We start from the raw sequence: 16207 nt of genomic DNA on the forward strand, positions 1-16207 counted from the left end.
TAACTCGCGGGAAATGACCTTGCCGTGCGGCCCGATGGTGCGCGAGTATTCGCGCCGCATCCTCCCGCCCCTCCCCACCGTGGAGAAACCCCTTGCGTGTCCTCGTCTTCCAGCACGTCCCCGAGGAGCATCCCGGCAGCTTCCGCGACCTGATGCAGGCGGATGGCGTCACCTGGGACCCCATCGAGCTCGACGCAGGGGAAGCCATACCCGCGCTCGAGGGCTACGACGCCCTCATGGTGTTTGGCGGCCCCATGGACGTGTGGCAGGAGGAGGAGCACCCCTGGCTCGTCGCCGAGAAGGCCGCCATCCGCGCCTGGATCGGCGCGGGCAAGCCTTATCTCGGCATCTGCCTTGGCCACCAGCTGCTCGCGGATGCGCTGGGCGGCAGGGTGGGCCTCATGCCCGGGCCGGAGGTGGGCGTCACCGACGTGAGCCTCACCCAGGCGGGACGCGCCTCGCCTCTGTTCCAGGGCCTTCCCGACACCTTCCCCACGCTGCAATGGCATGGCGCCGCGGTGCAGGCCCCGCCGCCCGGCGGCGTGATCCTGGCGCAGAACGCCCATTGCCCGATCCAGGCCCTGCAGGTGGGGCCGCGCGCCTTCGGCATCCAGTACCATGTGGAGCTGACTGACGAGACCGTCCCCGAATGGGGCGTCATTCCCGAATACCGCTGCGCGCTGGAGGCCATCACCGGCGACGGCGGCCAGGCGGTCCTGGAGCAGGCGACGGCGGAGAGAATGCCGGTGTTCCGCGCGGCCGCGGGCGCGCTCTACCGCAATTTCCGAGCGACATGGGGCTGAGGGAAACGGAGCACGCTCCGCTCTCCGCGGAGGACCGCCCCGCGAGCCGATCGGAAAATGCGCCCTCCTTCTTCAAGGTCAGGGGGCTGTTCGGCGCGCAACTGGATTCAATTTGATCCGATCGCGCTCTAAGCTCCCCTCCGGCGGCGAAGCCTGTCCGGCCGCCTGCCGGGGCCACGCCACCGGGGACGACCACGCACCGAATGGGGATCTTCGTGTCAGGGCCGACCGCATCCGCAGACCAGGGCCTGCGCCGGGCGCCGGCGCCCCGCATCCCGCCGGCACCGCCTCACCCTGCGGCCTGCCCGTGAGTGCCGGGAGCCCCCTGCCCGTTCGGCCGCCGTCCGGCGCCCTGCGGCGCGGCCTCGCCGCGGTGATGCACGAGCCCGCTCCCTTGCCGGCCCTGATGCGCCAGCCCTGGCATCCCTGGCTGGTGGTGGGGCTGGTGAGCATCGGTGCCTTCATCGGGCAGCTCGATGCCACCATCGTGCAGCTCGCCTTGCCCACCTTGCGCACCACCTTCGCGGTGCGGCTCGAGACGGTGAGCTGGGTGTCCCTCGCCTATCTGGTGGCCTTCGCCTCGACCCTGCCCATCTTCGGCCGCCTGTGCCAGATGTTCGGGCGCAAGTCGCTCTATCTCATCGGCTATGCGGTGTTCGTGGCGGCCAGCGCGCTGTGCGCCCTGGCGCCGGACATGCCCTCCCTCATCGCCTTCCGCGTGCTCCAGGGCATGGGCGGGGCGCTGCTCGGGGCCAACAGCATCTCCATTCTGGTGAAAGCGGTGGACGAGGAGAGACGCGGGCGGGCGCTGGGCTTCTTCGCCGCGGCCCAGGCCATCGGCATGAGCGCGGGGCCGGCGGTGGGCGGCCTGCTGCTCGGCCTCTTCGGCTGGCGGGCGGTGTTCTGGCTGTCGGTGCCGTTCGGCCTGGTGGCGGTGGTGGCCGGCTGGCTCGCGCTGCCCCGGAGCCGCGACACCGAGGCGACCGCCACCTTCGACTGGCGCGGCGCGCTGCTGCTGGGGCCGGCGCTGGTCTGCCTCGTGCTGGCGCTCAACCAGATGGCGGCCTGGGGCCTTGCCTCCCCCGCCATCCTCGGCTGTGCCCTGCTGGCGGCGGGGCTGGCGTGGCTCCTGGTGCGGCAGGAAAAGTCCGCGGCCGTCCCGCTGGTGGATCTACGCCTGTTCACCAGCCGGGGCTTTTCCTTCGGCGCCGGCGCCATCGTGCTCGGCTACGCCATGCTCTACGGCATGTTCTTCCTGATGTCGTTCCGCCTGGAGCATGGCTATGGCGACAGCCCGTTTGAAGCGGGCCTGCGGCTCGCGCTCATCCCGGTCGCGCTCGGCCTCGCGGCGCCGTTCAGCGGCGGGCTCAGCGACCGGCTCGGCGCGCGCGTGCTCGGCACGGCCGGCATGGGCGCCTGCATCCTCGCGCTGATGATCCTCGCTTTCCGCGTCTCTTCGCCGGACGCGAGCCGGTTCGTCGGCTCCATCGCCTTCATTCTGTTCGGGGTGGGGCTGGGCGTGTTCATCGCCCCCAACAACCACGAGACTCTGAAGGCGGCCCCATCCGTGCTCGCGGGGCAGGCCGGCTCCCTGCTGAACCTGATGCGGGTCCTGGGCACCAGCCTCGGCGTCGCCAGCGCCACCACCACCCTGTCCTGGAGCCTCGCCGCCGCCGGCATCGCCGATCGCGCCACCCCCGTCACCGGAGAGGCGCTGCTCGATGCCGTGGTGACCGGGCTGGTCCTCCTCGCCGTGATGGCCACCCTCACCGGACTTTTATGCCTCCTGCGGCCGAAGACCGAGATGGCGGCACCTTGATACAATCAAAAAGGGAATAAATAGCGTCTACACATATATCTTTGATTGTATTTTCCATCATGCCACACTTCTCTCGGCCGGTACGGCCGAAGGAGGGCAAGATGAAGGCGATCCGCGTTCTTACTGTCACCGATGTCAGGCTCCAGATCCTGAAGTCCAATCCCCCGCGACTCGTGATCCTCGCGGACGGACAGGTCCCCACCACCGGGTGGTGCTGTGGGGAGTTGCTGGCGTGGCGTTACATCGTGCCGCCCGCAGACGGCATCCAGGACTTCGACTTCGTCGCTGTCCCGCCGGCCGGACGGGCGCTGCAGGTCGTCACGCCAATCCATGCGGAGCTGGACCAGGAGGTGGATTTCGCCTCCTTCTGGGGACCGGACAGGCCGCTGCGCGGCGTGCGCATCCATGCGCGGGAGGACAGTAAAATGGCGCTGCTGGATGCTGAAGCGCTGCCGTTCTCGGACCATCCGGTGCCGTGGCCCTGGGGCAAGGCCGGGGGCGCCAGCGCCTTCGGGCTTCCCGATCTCACCGGCATGCTCCTGCGCGCCTATCACACGGGCGACGTCCTCACCGACGACTACCGTCGCGACCGCGTGAATATCGAGCTCGGCCTCAATCAGAGGATCGCAAAGGTCTGGTTCGGCTGAGGCCCACGCCGGAGCGTCGTCGAGCGACGCGGATCCAGGCACGTGTGAAGGAACCGCGTCTCCACCATGAGATAGAGCGGTTCCCGTCTGCCCGCAGGAGCGAAACTCCCGCGGGCCGGCCCGCCCTACCGGCCCTGCCGCAGCGCGTTCAGCACGGCGATGGAGGCGTAGCCATCCGCAGGGCTGATGCCGGCCTTCTGCTGGAAGGCGCGCACCGCGCGCATGGTATCGGCGCCCACCCGCCCGTCGGTGCCGCCGGTATCGAAGCCGGCGGCGGTGAGGCGCTGCTGCACCTCCTGCAGCTCGGCCAGCGTCAGCGCCCGCTCGCCCCCCGGCCAGGGGGTCACGAAGGGCCCGTCCCCCATCACCCGGTCGCCCAGGTGCAGCACCGCCAGGGCATAGTTGGAGGAGGGGTTGTAGGAACGCACGGCATAGAAGTTGTGCATGAGCAGCAGGGCCGGCCCACCGGCCCCGCCCGGCAGCCACAGGCGCGCGGGCTCGCTGTAGCCGGTGAGCGACTGCCCGGCCACGGTGGTGACGCCCAGCTCGCCCCATTGGGCCAACGGGCGGCTCGACTTGTTGTCGGCGAGGTCGGTGTTGAAGCCCATGGGCAGCTTCGCCTCGAAGCCCCAGGGCTCGCCGGCGCGGTACTTGCCCCGCTTCACTATGTAATTGGCGGTGCCGGCCAGGGCATCGTCCGGCTTGCCGAAGGGCGAGATGCGCCCGTCGCCGTCGAAGTCCACGCCCATGTTGAGCCACACCTCGGGCATCCACTGGGTGTGACCCATGGCGCCGGCCCAGGATCCGGTCATCTCCTGCGGCGTGCCCCAGCCGCGCTCGACGATGACGAGGGCATTGAGCAGCTCCGCTTCCCAATACTTGCGCCGGCGAGCGTCGCCCCAGGCGAGGGCGGCGAGGGAATTGAAGATGGGCTTCATGTGCTTGGGGTTGTCGAGCACCTCGCCATAGGCGCTCTCCATGCCCCAGTAGCCGAGCATCACCCGGCGGTCGACGCCGAACGACTTCTCGATGCGCTCCAGCAGGCCCGCGTACTGCCGCGCCTTCTGCTTGCCGGTGGAGATCCGCCAGTCGGAGACCCGGCGGTTGAGATACTGCCACGTCTGCTCGGTGAACTCGGCCTGGTTGCGATCCTGCGCATAGACGCTCGTGTCCGGCTTCAGGCCCGCGAACACCTTGTTGTAGGTGGCATCCGAGACGCCGCGCGCACGGGCACGGGCGCGGAAGGTCTCCACCCATTTCGGGAAGGGCTGCGCCGCCTGCTGGGCCCACGCCGGCCCCGCCATGCCGAGCAGCCCGGCCCCGGCGAGGCCGAGGGCGAAAGTCCGGCGGTTTATGACGTTAGGGAAACTTGAGGTCATGACAAGCCCGTCATTGGCGAGCCTCAGCTCGCGGCCGCAAGCGCGGCCGTGGGAATGGCGCCGAGCACCTCCGGCGCGGCCACCTGCCGGCCGATGATGGCGGAAACACGCGTGGCCTCCATGGGGCGCAGGGTGGTGAGCACCCGCACCGGATTGCCGTCGGCAGGCGCGGTGGCCGGCCCGATCAGCTGTGTCACCCGCCGGGCGATGGCCGGCGCGGGATCGACCCACGCCACGGGCCAGGGGGCAAGGCGCCGCATGCGGTCGAGGATCAGCGGATAATGGGTGCAGGCCAGCACCACCGTGTCGGTGCGGCGGCCGCCGGCATCCACGAAGCAGGGAGCGATCTCGGCGGCGATGTCCGCATCGTCCACCTCGTCGCCGGCGATGGCGGCTTCGGCGAGGCCGGCCAGACGGTCGCTCGGCACCAGCGCCACGTCGCAGCCCTCGGCGAACTGGCGAACCAGCGCCGCGGTATAGTCCCGCCGCACCGTGCCGGGGGTGGCGAGCACGCTGACACGGCGGCTGCGGGAGGCCGCGCAGGCCGGCTTGATGGCGGGAACCGTGCCCACGAACGGCACGGGATGCTGCGCCCGGAGCATGGGCAGCGCGAGGGTGGAGATGGTGTTGCAGGCGATGACCACCAGATCCGGCGCCACCTGCCCGATCAGCCGGCCGACCACTTCGCCGACCCGCGAGACCAGCACCTCGTCGGAGAGGGCGCCATAGGGAAAGGCGGCGTCGTCGGCGGCATAGACGAAGCGGGCGTCGGGCCGGGCACGGGCGACTTCACGGAAGACGGACAGGCCGCCCACGCCAGAATCGAACACGAGCAGGGTAGGCGCCTGAAGGGGGCGCTGGGCAACGGGCAGCGACACGGCCGGACTCTCGATGGCAGCAGCAACGAACGCCATGGCTTATCCTCAACAGCGCAGGCGAGATTGTGACGCGCGCACTGTAAAGGAAGCATGAGCGCCGACGACGCACCGACGAAGGCCTCCCCCGCTCCCCGGAGCCGTGGCGTCAGCGCTTCCTGCGCCCGGCTCCTTCCGGCGGCGGCCCGCCTACGGCCAGCACCTGCGCCTGGCCGATCCAGTCCTCCCGCTCGATGCGGCCGGGAAAGGCGAGGTAGCTGCCCACCCATGCCGCCTGCTGCGGCGTCCAGTCGGCGATCTGGCTGAAATGGAAAATGCCGAGCGCATTGAGGCGGCGCTCGTTCTGCGGACCGATTCCCTTGAGCAGCTTGAGATCGTCCGCGACCCCGCCGTCCGGTGCCTCCAGCGTCGGCGGGCGCTCGCCCGGGTGGTCGGCGGGCTCCACCCTGGACGGCGGCGAAGGCGGAGGAGGCGGAGGAGGCAGGTCGTCTTCCTCCTCCGGCGGCAGCGGCGGTGCGGATGCGAGGAGACGCGTGAACAGGTCCGGCTCCGGCTCGGGCCGCACGCGGGTCGCGCCCATGCCGGTGCGGTCGTCCCCGGACGGGCGCGGGAGATCCGCCGGGGGCGGCTCCGGCGGCCGCGCCGGCATGGCGGCGGCAAGGGTGCGCTCTTCCAGGAGCCGACCGGCGGGCGGCTGCGGCGGAGTGGCCGGCGGAACGACCACCGGCGCCCGGCGCCGCGCGATGAACAGGCCAAGGCCGAGACCGGCCAGGAAGGCGAGGGCCAGCAACAGCAGGGCCTCGATATTGAAGGCGATCATATGCGCCTCCCGGTGCCGCCCGCGCCCATCGCCAGCCCCGTGAAGAGGCCGATGACGAGGGCGCCGAGCAGATAGGGCCACAGAGCGAGGCAAAGGTAGATCACGACGCGCGCTCCTTCACCTCGAATTCGATACGCCGGTTGAGCGCCTTGCCAGCTTCCGTATCGTTGGGGGCGACCGGCTGCCCCGCCCCGTAGCCGGCGGCGGTCAGCCGCTCCGACGCGACGCCCGCATTGGCAAGATAGGCCAGCACCGCGGCTGCCCGCGCCTCGGACAGGCGCTGGTTGAATTCGGCGTCGCCGATCCCGTCCGTATGGCCGGAGATGCGCACCGCCGCGCTCGGGCAGCGTTTCAGGGTGAAGACGAGACGGTCCAGAAGGCCGCGGCTGCGCCGGTCGATCTCCGAGCTGCCGGGGGCGAAGCGGATGGTCCCGCGCCCCAGAAGCTCGCCCACCAAGCGGCCGCAGGAGGCCGCATCCACCGCCGGCCCCGTGGCCAGCGCCTCGAGCGCCGTATCGACGGCGAAGGGCGGGCGCAGGGTGCGCCGCAGCTCCGCCTCGATATCGGCGACGGCGCCCGGCGCCAGCGTGCTGCCGGCGAGGCGCAGCTGCGTATCCACGAGGCTCAGCTCGCCGGACCCCAGGCGCGACAGCTGCAGCAGGCCCGCGAGCGCAGCCGCCACGAAGCCGTCCGGCGCGCCGCTGCCGATGGACGACACGTCGTTCACCTTCTCCCGCAGGAAGTCCCGTTCGAGCGCGCCGGCGAGCGCTGCGTGGGCCGCCGCATCCGGATAGAAGCCGGACACGGTGAGCTCGCCGCCCTCGCGCCGCACGGAGAAGACATAAGGCGAAATGGCGGGCGGCCGGACAGCCGTGGCCACCGCCGTCACGCCGGCCGGCGGCACCTTGGCCGCCTGCATGATGGAGAGATAGGCGGACGAATCGAGCGCCTCCCCCGCCAGTGTCACCTGGGTGCCCGCGATGTCCGCCGACCCGGTGCGCAGCCGCGCGAGCTGGGCCACGGCGAAGCCGGCCGCGCTCACCCAGAGCTCCGGCGCCGGACCGCCGGATGCGAGCTTCATCCCGTCGGTGACGGGAACGCCGGGGAATGCCGCGCGGGCCGCATCGAGCAGCAGGCGGCGGGCATCGTCCGAGGGGGCGAACCCCTGGAGGCCGACCGCATCCGCCGAGCGTTCCAGCCGCCATGTGAAAGGCACCGCGCGCGGCGGCTCCACCGCGAAGCGCGTGACCTGGAAGCCCTCCGGCGGAGTCTTGCGCGCCGCCGCCAGCCTGTCGAAGGCCGCGAAGCCCGGGGCGGCCCCTTCCACCGCGATGGAACTGTCGGAGAGGGTGACACGCCCGTCGGGCAGCTGGGCGAGCATCTGGCCGGCGAAACGCACCGCCCTCAGCCACAAATCGGTGCTCGGCGCCCCGTCGGCGAGGCGCGTGTCGTCAGTGATGCCGGTGCCGGGAATGGCCACGGCGAGGGTGGCCGCCACGTCTGCCCGCGCCGTGGCCGAGGGCACGAAGCCGCTGAGCCGCACCACCCCGCCCTCCCGCACGGCGGACCAATAGAAAGGCGAGGCGACCGGCGGGCGCACAGCGAAGCGAGCCAGCGTCATGCCGTCCGGAAGCGGGCCATGCATGATCTCGGACAAGGCATCGTAGCTTGCGAGATCGCGGGCCCGGCCCTCGATGGCGATGGCGCCGTCGGCGAGCGTGATGCGGCCGGACGGCAGCTTCTTCAGCTGCGCCAGCCCGAACAGGACGAGGGAGGCGAAATCGCCGGGCGGAGCGCCGCGGGCGCGCACGAGCCGCTCCTGCCCGGTGACCGTCTCGCCGCCCAGGCGGGCGGCGGCGACGATCCGTGCGAGGGCTTCCGCCGAAGGCACGTAGCCGTCGAGGACGATGTTGCGCGCATCCTTCACCGCGCTGAAGGTGAAAGGCCGGCGCTCCGGCAGCAAGGTGGTGCGGTCATGCACGACCCGAACGCCGAACGTATTCTCCAGAGATTCGCGCACTTTCACCCGCGCCGCCTCGGCGAGCGATTCGCCCTCCAGCGTCGCGTCGCGCCCCTCGAACCGGGCGGATGCCCAGGATTCGCCGGTGCGGGCGAGGACATCGGCCGCCACCGCATCGAGATCCGCCTCGATCGGATCCCGGGCCGTGAGCAGCATGACGCCGGCGAGCAGGCACCACAAGGCGAGGCCAGCTGCGAGCGGCCACCGCCAGCGGCGCGGCGCATCTCCCCCAAGGCCCGAGGCCCCACCCGGCTCTCGCGAGCCCGCAGAAGTCATCCCCTCAACTCTCCCGAAGGCCTCCCGGCCCCGCCGCGGCTGTCGCGCGCAGGGGCGGATCGGCCTCTGAACTCAAGGAGGAGAACGCGTTCCCCCGATCCGCCGGCAATGCGAGCGGATCGGCGCGTGCCCCGGACACCGCCGGACGAGCCCGGCGCGAACCGCGGGGAGTTGAGCACACTTCGACGACGGTTCGGAAGCCTCCGCCGCGAGAACATGCTGTCTGGCACGACCAGTTGAAGTCGGAAGGGTGGCAAAAGGACTGCGTCGGGCCAAGGAGGAGCCAAAGCCCGGCGGCCGCCGGCGGGCTTCACGCCCCCGCCGGCATCCGGTGAATGTCCCGATCAGAAATCGCGGGAGACGAACAGCAGCACCTGGCTGGCGTTCACCGAGGACAGGGCCGGCCCGAAGCTCGTGGGCAGGTAATTCTTCGCCTCGTTGAAGGTGTAGTCATACTGAAGCGCAACGGTAAAGTGCTTCACCGGCGCGAAGGCGAGATAGCCGCCCACGTTATAGTTCGTGCCGCCGGAGTTCCCGTAGACCAGCTGCGCGGTGGGATCGTTGAAGTCATACGCCGCATAGCCGCCGAACAGCGCGGTGCTCCACTTCTCGTTCCAATTGTGCAGAAGCGACGCAGTGAAGTTCCAGCCGGATACCTTGCTCAGGCCACCGAGGGCGCCCTGGAAGGCGTCGGGCGGGGTGTAGCTGCCCGAAGGATCCACCAGGCCGAGATAGGCGACGGCGCCGTCCACATAGGCCGTCTGAAGATAGAGGGTGTCGCCCTCGCCCAGCGCCGGCAGGTTGAACATGATGCCGGCCTGCAACGCATAGCCCCAGCTGTCCTGCACCGCATTGACCGGCGCCAGCACCGACACCGCATTCACCTGATGTAGCGCCCCGGAGAGCTGGGCCGTGCCCCACTCGCCTTCATACTTCACGTTGGCGACGATATCCGGCGACCGCACGCCGGCCTGGTAATCGTCCGTCGAGAAGAGGCCGGGATTGGCGGCGAAAATGCCTCCCTGGCGATCGGCCGCATCCTCGAACGACAAGGTCGCGCTGAGGCCCTTGGCGAACTCGTGGGTGTAGGCGATCAGGCTCAGGCGGGTGTCGTCACCGATGGTTGCCGGATCGGAGCCCAGCACGTTGGCATTGGCGTAGAAATCGAAGAAGGACTGCGCCTTGCCCGCCGTGAAGCCGCCGAACTGGACGTAAGCATTCCAGACCTCAACTTCGCTGGAGGACGGCTCCGCCGACGGCGGCCACTGGAAGCTCGGGCCGCTCGACCAGGGATCCGCCGAGCGCCAGCGCAGCCGGGTCTCGATATAGGAGCGCAGGGTGCCGTACTCGGTCTCCGTCCGCGCATCGAGAATCACGCCGGCGGTGGCAAGCGCATAGGTCTTGTCGTAGTTGGCGGGATAGTTGGTATAGGTGTTGTAATAACCTTCTCCCCACAGGTATCCGCCAATGCGCAGGCAGGTGTCTGTACCGGGGATATAGAAGAATCCGTCCCCTGCCGCAGGGCACGTCTTCATGTAGTTCGGCTGGGTCTTCACCGACAGGAGATCGGCCGCATGACCAACGGTACCGGTCGCGGCAAGGCCGCTGATCCCAGCCGCAAGGGCAACGAGTCGAGTTGCGTTCCGAGTCTTCGGGAACGCCTGGAAAAGCGTCATGCCATCCCCCAAAAGATACAATGTATCTCTACAGGATGGGACGGGAAACGCAAGGTGAAAAACAACACCCCGGCACCCCTCAATCCTGCTCTGCGAACCCGCCCGGGCGTGGGTGCAACACCCAGCACATCCAAGCGGTAGGCTCCGAACGCTCCCGAGATGCTGCGCGTGGTGCCGCGCGATACTTCGGACTTCGAACCGGAGCCCCCTTTCGAAGCCCGAGTACATTACCGCACAACTACCAGAATTGGAATTGCGGTGCCGAAGTATTGGATTGTTCTAAATATATAGAGACCTGCCCCATTGGGGACGGAGCAAGCCGCACAAAAGAAAAACCCCGGTGGTTGCCCACCGGGGTCTTTCCCAAATCGAGGCGAAGCTTCGATCAGAAGTTGCGCTGCACGCGGATGCCGCCCGACCAGATGTCGGTGGAGCCGCCGGCCAGCGAGAAGCGGGTGCCGCCAGTCTCGGTGATCGCAGCGTAGTTGCCGAGCGGCACGGAGCCGTCGACCTTGGAGTAGAGCACTTCCGCGCCGATATCGAGGTTCTTCACCGGCGACCAGATGGTGTTCACACCCACCTGCCACATGTTGAAGTTGAAAGCGGCGACGATGTTGTCGGGGGTCTCGTAGGAGACGTAACCGGCATACAGGGCCGAGCGCAGGCCCGGGGTCCAGTAGTGACGGAACTGACCCTGGAGCGACCAGCCGGAGGTGAGGGCGGGCTGACCGAAGAGGTCGGCCACGGCGTCAGCCACGGTGTAGAACGCGCCGTTGGCGAAGAGCGAGCCACCGACCTGGGTGATGTCGATGGAGCCCACGCCGACCGCACGGCCCTGCGCGGTGCCGGAGAGGCCGAGGTAAGCCGCAGCGCCCTGCTCGTAGCCGGCCTGGAAGAAGATGCTGTCACCCGCGGCGAGGAAGGGGAGCTTGAACTCCACCGCGCCACCGATGGCCCAGCCCCACTGATCGGTGGAGGCAGCGCCGGGGAAGAAGCCGTTATACAGCGTCTGCAGGCTCACGACCTGGTGCAGGGCGCCGGAGAGCTGAGCAGAGCCCCAAGCCTGGTCGAGGCGCAGGTTGGCGACGATATCCGGAGCCTGCTGGCCACCCTGGAAGTTGGTGTAGCCGAGGCCGGTCGCCGTGGTGCTCACGTTGAAGACCGGCTGAGCGGTCGCGCCGGTCAGCTGCACGCCGGTGGTGCGGTTGGCGGCGTCTTCGAGCGACAGGGTCGCGGAGAAGCCGTTACCGAACTGCGCGGTGTACGCCAGCATGGTGGTCCAGGTGTTGGAACCAGCGTACGGCGTGGTCAGCATGTAGTTCAGGCCGGTGTCGAAGAACGACTGGGTGTAGCCGAACGTGAAGCCGGAGAACTGGATGAAGGCGCGCTCGAAGTACACGCCGCTGTTCGGGCCCGAGCCCGCGCCAGCCTGGGAGTTCCACTCGGCGCCGAAGCGCACGTAGGAGCGCAGGGTGCCGTAGTCGGTCTGGGTGCGGGCGTCCATGTCGAACACGCCGCGGACGCGGGTCAGGTAGTCCGCATCGTCAGCATCGCTGAAGGGGTAGGCGAGGTTGCCAACGCCGGGGCCGTTGAAGGCCGTGCCAGCGGCGGAAGAGATCGCCGGATTGAAGGTGCCGACCGCATTCACATAAGTATCGAAGCGGGCATAGCCGCCGATCTTGATGCAGGTGTCGGTGCCCGGGATGTAGAAGTAGCCAGCGCCGTACGCCGAGCACACCTTCACGTATTCAACAGCCTTCGCCTTGACGGGAAGGTCGGCAGCCTGAGCCCCAGCCACTGCGACGAGACCCGCCGCGCTACCGAGGAGAAGGCTCTTCACCATCTTCATCGTGACCTCCAAGTTTTCTGTGCGAGGGAGCGAGTTCCGCTTCGGTGGTGCGGATGCACCCGAGAGGTTCTTGCCCCGATTCCCAAACACGTGTTCAGCCGCTTCTTCGAACATCGCCAAACACGCGATGGGCGACCGGGGACTGCCCCCCTTCGTCGCAAAGCCAACATACAAAAGGCCGAACTGTGATCAATCGGAACGGCAGCGTTGACGCCGCTTTCGGGCCCGTTTTCCAGGGAGTGTTGCAGGAATGGCACTCCTGGATTGAGGGACCTCGGTACCGACATCGCGGATGCCATTTTGCCCACTAACTCATTGCCTAGGAACAAGATTCAGAAGCGCATCGGCCGGAGCAGCGGGCGGTGGCCAAAATGGCTGGAGAGGCTGTGAAGCCTTGCCGTAGCAGGAACACTGGCGCGACGAGCGTCGTGCTGCCCGTCCCGCACGCACCCCGCTCGGAATGAGAGTAGCCACTCCGAATTGAGGCTGCAGATTGCAATTGCGCCCCCGGAATCGACCCGAACGGCCGGACGCTCTCGCCGACAAGGCTGCCAAGACGGCAAAACGAAGCGATTCCCGCAGGTTGGCGAGTCGTCCGTCGATGGCTGCGGCTTCACCCTTACGCAACGCCATCCAGGGTGGATGGCCGGGGCGCGCCTCGCAATGCTGTGTCTTATCGGCCACATGGAGGGATATGGGCCCCCTCCCCCTTTGCGGAAGCCACGGCTGAAATGTGGCGTATCGGAACGGGCCGAAGGCTCAAGGCCACCTCGGTCACGCTTGACCGCGCCCTGTCGGTGCCGTTCGACGGCCTTGGCAGGGCGAGGTCGGGGATTGCACCGCCCCCGGGCGGCCGATGCGTTCATGGACAGCGCCACCTCCACCATGCGCGCCGGCGCCAGCCGCACCCTCATCAGGGTGCAAGTGTGGTCGTCCGCTGCCACCTCCGGCAGGGATATTGGCTCCGTTCCCGACGCCCGGGCACCGCCAGCCCGGCAAAGATGCGGACGGCAGCGTGACGCGGAAAGGACCTGCGCGCCGAATTCGTACGGGCGCGGCGAAATGCGCGAGAGAAGCGCTTTCGTGCCGTGGCGGACATGGGGCACCAAACGGCCCCATTGCCCAGCTGGCACCGAGGTTCGTGCTGAAGGCACTGCCAATGCAGCCATGAACGCCCCTCACGGGGCTCGACCCGCCTACGCCGATGGAGCCGCTGGCCGATGGGTACAGGGACGGAGTCGGATCGAAACCGACTCATCCGCCCACGACGCCACCTCGGAGGCACCGAGGCCGATGGGGGCCTCGCGCTCGCGGGGTGAGCGAGTTGCGCCTGCGGATGGCGCCAGACAGGCCTGATGCCGGGCGGGACACGACTTCAGCGTGGCACGTGCGCATTGCCGATTTTGCGCGGCCGCGCCGTTCGCATCTGCCGGCGCTTGCGGCGGGGCGCCGGTCTTTTCGTTTCCCTCGCGCGTGGTCTAGTTTCAGGCCGGCCTGCGGTTGGCAGGTTGAGGCGGCGGTCCATGTGATGCGAGTTCCCACCAAGGCCGATCTGCAGAAGGAACGTGCGATCCTCATCGCCGTCCTCCTCGATTTCAGCGTCTTCGTGCCCTATGCGGTGACCGTCTCGCACATCGGCTCGCTCGCCATGCTGGCGGAGATCCTGCGCGGCGGCCTGCTGCTGCTGGTGGAGGGTGCCGCCCTCCTGGCGCTGCGCTCGGTCCACCGGGGTCGGACCTATTTCTATGATTTCGGCATCGGCAAGCTGGAGCGGATGTTCTCGGCGGCCATCGGCGCCCTGCTGCTGCTCGCGGCGGTGTTCGTCCTGGTGAAGGTGCTCCAACCTTCCGATGCGGAGCCGCTGCCGCCGGCTTGGGCGGCGATCGCCATGGGCCTCGTGGTCTACAACCTCTTCACCAACATCGCCCCCCTCCCACCCTTGTGGCGGGCAACGCGGGAGGGGACGTCCATCATCGTCCTCAGCCAGTTCCGCGCGCGCATCGCCAAGGCCCTGGCCTCGGTGACGGTCGTGGTGTGCGTCGCGCTGGACGTGCTGCTTCCCGACACCAAGGTGGCGCGGGTGGCCGACGATTTCGGCGGCCTCGTCGGCGCGGCCTTCATGCTGGTCGTCGGCGGACGGATGATCTCGGAGGCGCTGCCCGATCTCCTCGACCGCGCCCTCGCCGAGCCCGTGCAGATGAAGGTGAACACGGCGCTGGCCGCCTTCTTCGACCAGTACGAGCAGCTGATCGGCGTGCGCACGCGCAAATCCGGCAACGTGGCCCATGTGGAGATTACCGTCGCCTTCGCGCCGACGCGCACCATCGCCGACGTCAGCGCCGTGACCGAAGGCCTGCGCCATGCGCTCAAGGCCGCCATTCCCGATGCGGACGTGGTGGTGATCGCCGCGAGCTACGAGGAGGCGCCGTCCGGGGCGGCCAACTCCACGCAGGATCACGCCTTGCCCTGACCCCCGGCGACCGGGGAAGGACCGGCCTGGTTCCTGCATCCTGCCTTCCCATCAGGCGCGCCGCCGCGGCGGCGATCGAGGAAGGGCGGCTCCATGTCCCTGCAACGTCGCGAGAATCGACTGTCGACGCGGAACGCGCGCCCCTGTGGGGAAGCCGACACGTCCGCCTGGGGCAACAGGTGAGATGACCGCCCGCCTCGCCGACACGCCCCCACCCGGCGGCGCCATCACCGCAGGACCGAAGATCGCGGCCCTGTCGTGCGGCAAGCCGGTCTATCTCGTCGTCGTCCTGCACGAGGAGGGCGCCGACGGCCAGATGGTCATCGACCGCGCGCTCAACTGGGCCCCCGACCTGCCCAAGGCGGACTTCCTCGCCGCCGAGGCTCCCTTCCCTGCCCCCGGCGGCGGCCGACAATGGTTTCCCCCGGATTTCGGGCCACCCGAAGCAATGACGCCGGATGCCATCGCGCAGGGCCTTTTCACCGTGGGCCCCTGGCTCGACACCTTCCTCGACCAGATGCTGGCGGCCCGCCGCCTGCCGGACAGTCATCTCGCCCTGGTGGGCTTCTCCCAGGGCGCGATGCTGGCGCTCCATGCCGGTCTGCGGAGGACCGTGGCGCCCGCCGTCATCGTGGGCTTCGGCGCGTCGTTGCCGGTGGCGAATGGCCTTGGAGAGGAGATCCGCTCCCGGCCGCCCGTCTTCCTCATCCACGGCGAGGCGGACAAGGTGATGCCGTTCTCGGACATGGTGGAAACGCGCGAGCGGCTGAAGGCGCTGGGCGTGCCGGCCAAGAGCATGCGGCGGCCCGGCCTCGGCCATGGCTTCGACGACGACGGCATCCTCGCCACGGGCGACATCCTCGCCGCCCATCTGAGGAAGCCGGCGCAGGCGCAGAACGACGACGATCACGATCATGACCACTGACACCCGCCGGAGGCCCTTGCCGTGACCCAGCCCGTGCCGGAAGCGCTGAAGCGCTTCATCTGGGACATCCAGTCCATGGTGGAGCTGGCGGACAGCGACCGCGAGATCCTGATGATCGGGCAGGATCTCATGACGCGTCTTCTGGCGGCAGGGAACTGGCTGCCCGGCATCTTCGCCCAGGCGGAGGGGGCGCCGTGGCGCCAGTACCAGCTTTATGCCGATGGCATGGAACGCTTCTGCGTGGTGGCAACCGTGCTCGCGGCCGGCGCGCACATGCCTTTGTGCCAGGAACCGGTGTGGGAGATTTTCGGAGTGCTGCGCGGCGGGATCTCGCGCCAGCGCTTCGCCCTCGAGGGCGGCGCCCCACCCGCCCCCCGCGCTCCGGCGAGGCTGCTTGGGGCGGGCACGGTGGAGACGTTTTCGCCAAAGGGCGGGGATGGCCTTTCCATCATCAACGCATCGGGGAGCGAGCCGGCCATCGCCATCCATGTCTATGGCGGCGAGATCGGCGGCCTGGCGCGCAAAGCCGTGACGCCGGACGGGCGGGAAGAGGCCTTCACCACCGTCTACGCCAATCCGCCCACCGCGCCAGCCTACGACATCCTGACCATCCAGACCCAGATCGTGGACTAAAGCTACGGGCCTGTG

Annotated in this window: 12 protein-coding genes; 6 read left to right on the top strand and 6 right to left on the bottom strand. The window is 68.9% G+C overall.

The features are described 5' to 3' along the window. The first annotated feature begins 92 nt into the window (after window positions 1-92). The 3 genes from V5F59_RS12190 to V5F59_RS12200 all read left to right on the top strand — a co-directional run bounded on the left by V5F59_RS12190 (window position 93) and on the right by V5F59_RS12200 (window position 3269). Window positions 93-803, top strand: coding sequence for a type 1 glutamine amidotransferase (locus tag V5F59_RS12190; RefSeq protein WP_393977709.1), 711 nt, complete (start codon window positions 93-95; stop codon window positions 801-803). 307 nt (window positions 804-1110) lie between these two features. Continuing rightward, window positions 1111-2622, top strand: coding sequence for an MFS transporter (locus tag V5F59_RS12195; protein ID WP_393977711.1), 1512 nt, complete (start codon window positions 1111-1113; stop codon window positions 2620-2622). Between the two features lie 101 nt (window positions 2623-2723). Beyond that, window positions 2724-3269: a hypothetical protein gene (locus V5F59_RS12200; RefSeq protein WP_393977713.1), complete on the top strand. Its 546-nt coding sequence runs from the start codon at window positions 2724-2726 to the stop codon at window positions 3267-3269. A gap of 125 nt (window positions 3270-3394) precedes the next feature. Here V5F59_RS12200 and V5F59_RS12205 read toward each other — a convergent pair whose 3' ends face one another. From V5F59_RS12205 to V5F59_RS12230, 6 genes are all read right to left on the bottom strand, one after another. Further along, window positions 3395-4648, bottom strand: coding sequence for a lytic murein transglycosylase (locus V5F59_RS12205; protein ID WP_393977715.1), 1254 nt, complete (start codon window positions 4646-4648; stop codon window positions 3395-3397). Between the two features lie 23 nt (window positions 4649-4671). Then, window positions 4672-5562 carry a glutamate racemase gene (murI, locus tag V5F59_RS12210; RefSeq protein WP_393977717.1) on the bottom strand — a complete coding sequence of 297 codons (891 nt, stop codon included), beginning with the start codon at window positions 5560-5562 and terminating at the stop codon, window positions 4672-4674. A gap of 109 nt (window positions 5563-5671) precedes the next feature. After that, window positions 5672-6343: a helix-hairpin-helix domain-containing protein gene (locus V5F59_RS12215; RefSeq protein WP_393977719.1), complete on the bottom strand. Its 672-nt coding sequence runs from the start codon at window positions 6341-6343 to the stop codon at window positions 5672-5674. A gap of 100 nt (window positions 6344-6443) precedes the next feature. Continuing rightward, window positions 6444-8639: an OmpA family protein gene (locus V5F59_RS12220; protein ID WP_393977721.1), complete on the bottom strand. Its 2196-nt coding sequence runs from the start codon at window positions 8637-8639 to the stop codon at window positions 6444-6446. A gap of 344 nt (window positions 8640-8983) precedes the next feature. Further along, complete coding sequence (locus V5F59_RS12225) at window positions 8984-10315, bottom strand: porin (RefSeq protein WP_393977723.1); 1332 nt, start codon at window positions 10313-10315, stop codon at window positions 8984-8986. A gap of 385 nt (window positions 10316-10700) precedes the next feature. Continuing rightward, entirely contained in the window at window positions 10701-12164 is a 1464-nt protein-coding gene (locus V5F59_RS12230) for a porin (protein WP_393977725.1), read from the bottom strand. Window positions 12165-13692: 1528 nt separating this feature from the next. Here V5F59_RS12230 and V5F59_RS12235 point away from each other — a divergent pair. The 3 genes from V5F59_RS12235 (at window position 13693) to V5F59_RS12245 (ending at window position 16192) form a co-directional block, all read left to right on the top strand. After that, window positions 13693-14634 (top strand): cation diffusion facilitator family transporter, encoded by a 942-nt coding sequence (locus V5F59_RS12235; protein ID WP_393977727.1) that lies wholly within the window; start codon window positions 13693-13695, stop codon window positions 14632-14634. Window positions 14635-14818: 184 nt separating this feature from the next. Continuing rightward, window positions 14819-15559 carry an alpha/beta hydrolase gene (locus V5F59_RS12240; RefSeq protein WP_393977729.1) on the top strand — a complete coding sequence of 247 codons (741 nt, stop codon included), beginning with the start codon at window positions 14819-14821 and terminating at the stop codon, window positions 15557-15559. 21 nt (window positions 15560-15580) lie between these two features. Continuing rightward, window positions 15581-16192, top strand: coding sequence for a cysteine dioxygenase family protein (locus tag V5F59_RS12245; RefSeq protein WP_393977731.1), 612 nt, complete (start codon window positions 15581-15583; stop codon window positions 16190-16192). Window positions 16193-16207: the final 15 nt, after the last annotated feature.

The organism is Xanthobacter nonsaccharivorans (assembly GCF_043194755.2).
Classification (GTDB): Bacteria; Pseudomonadota; Alphaproteobacteria; order Rhizobiales; family Xanthobacteraceae; genus Xanthobacter; species Xanthobacter autotrophicus_G.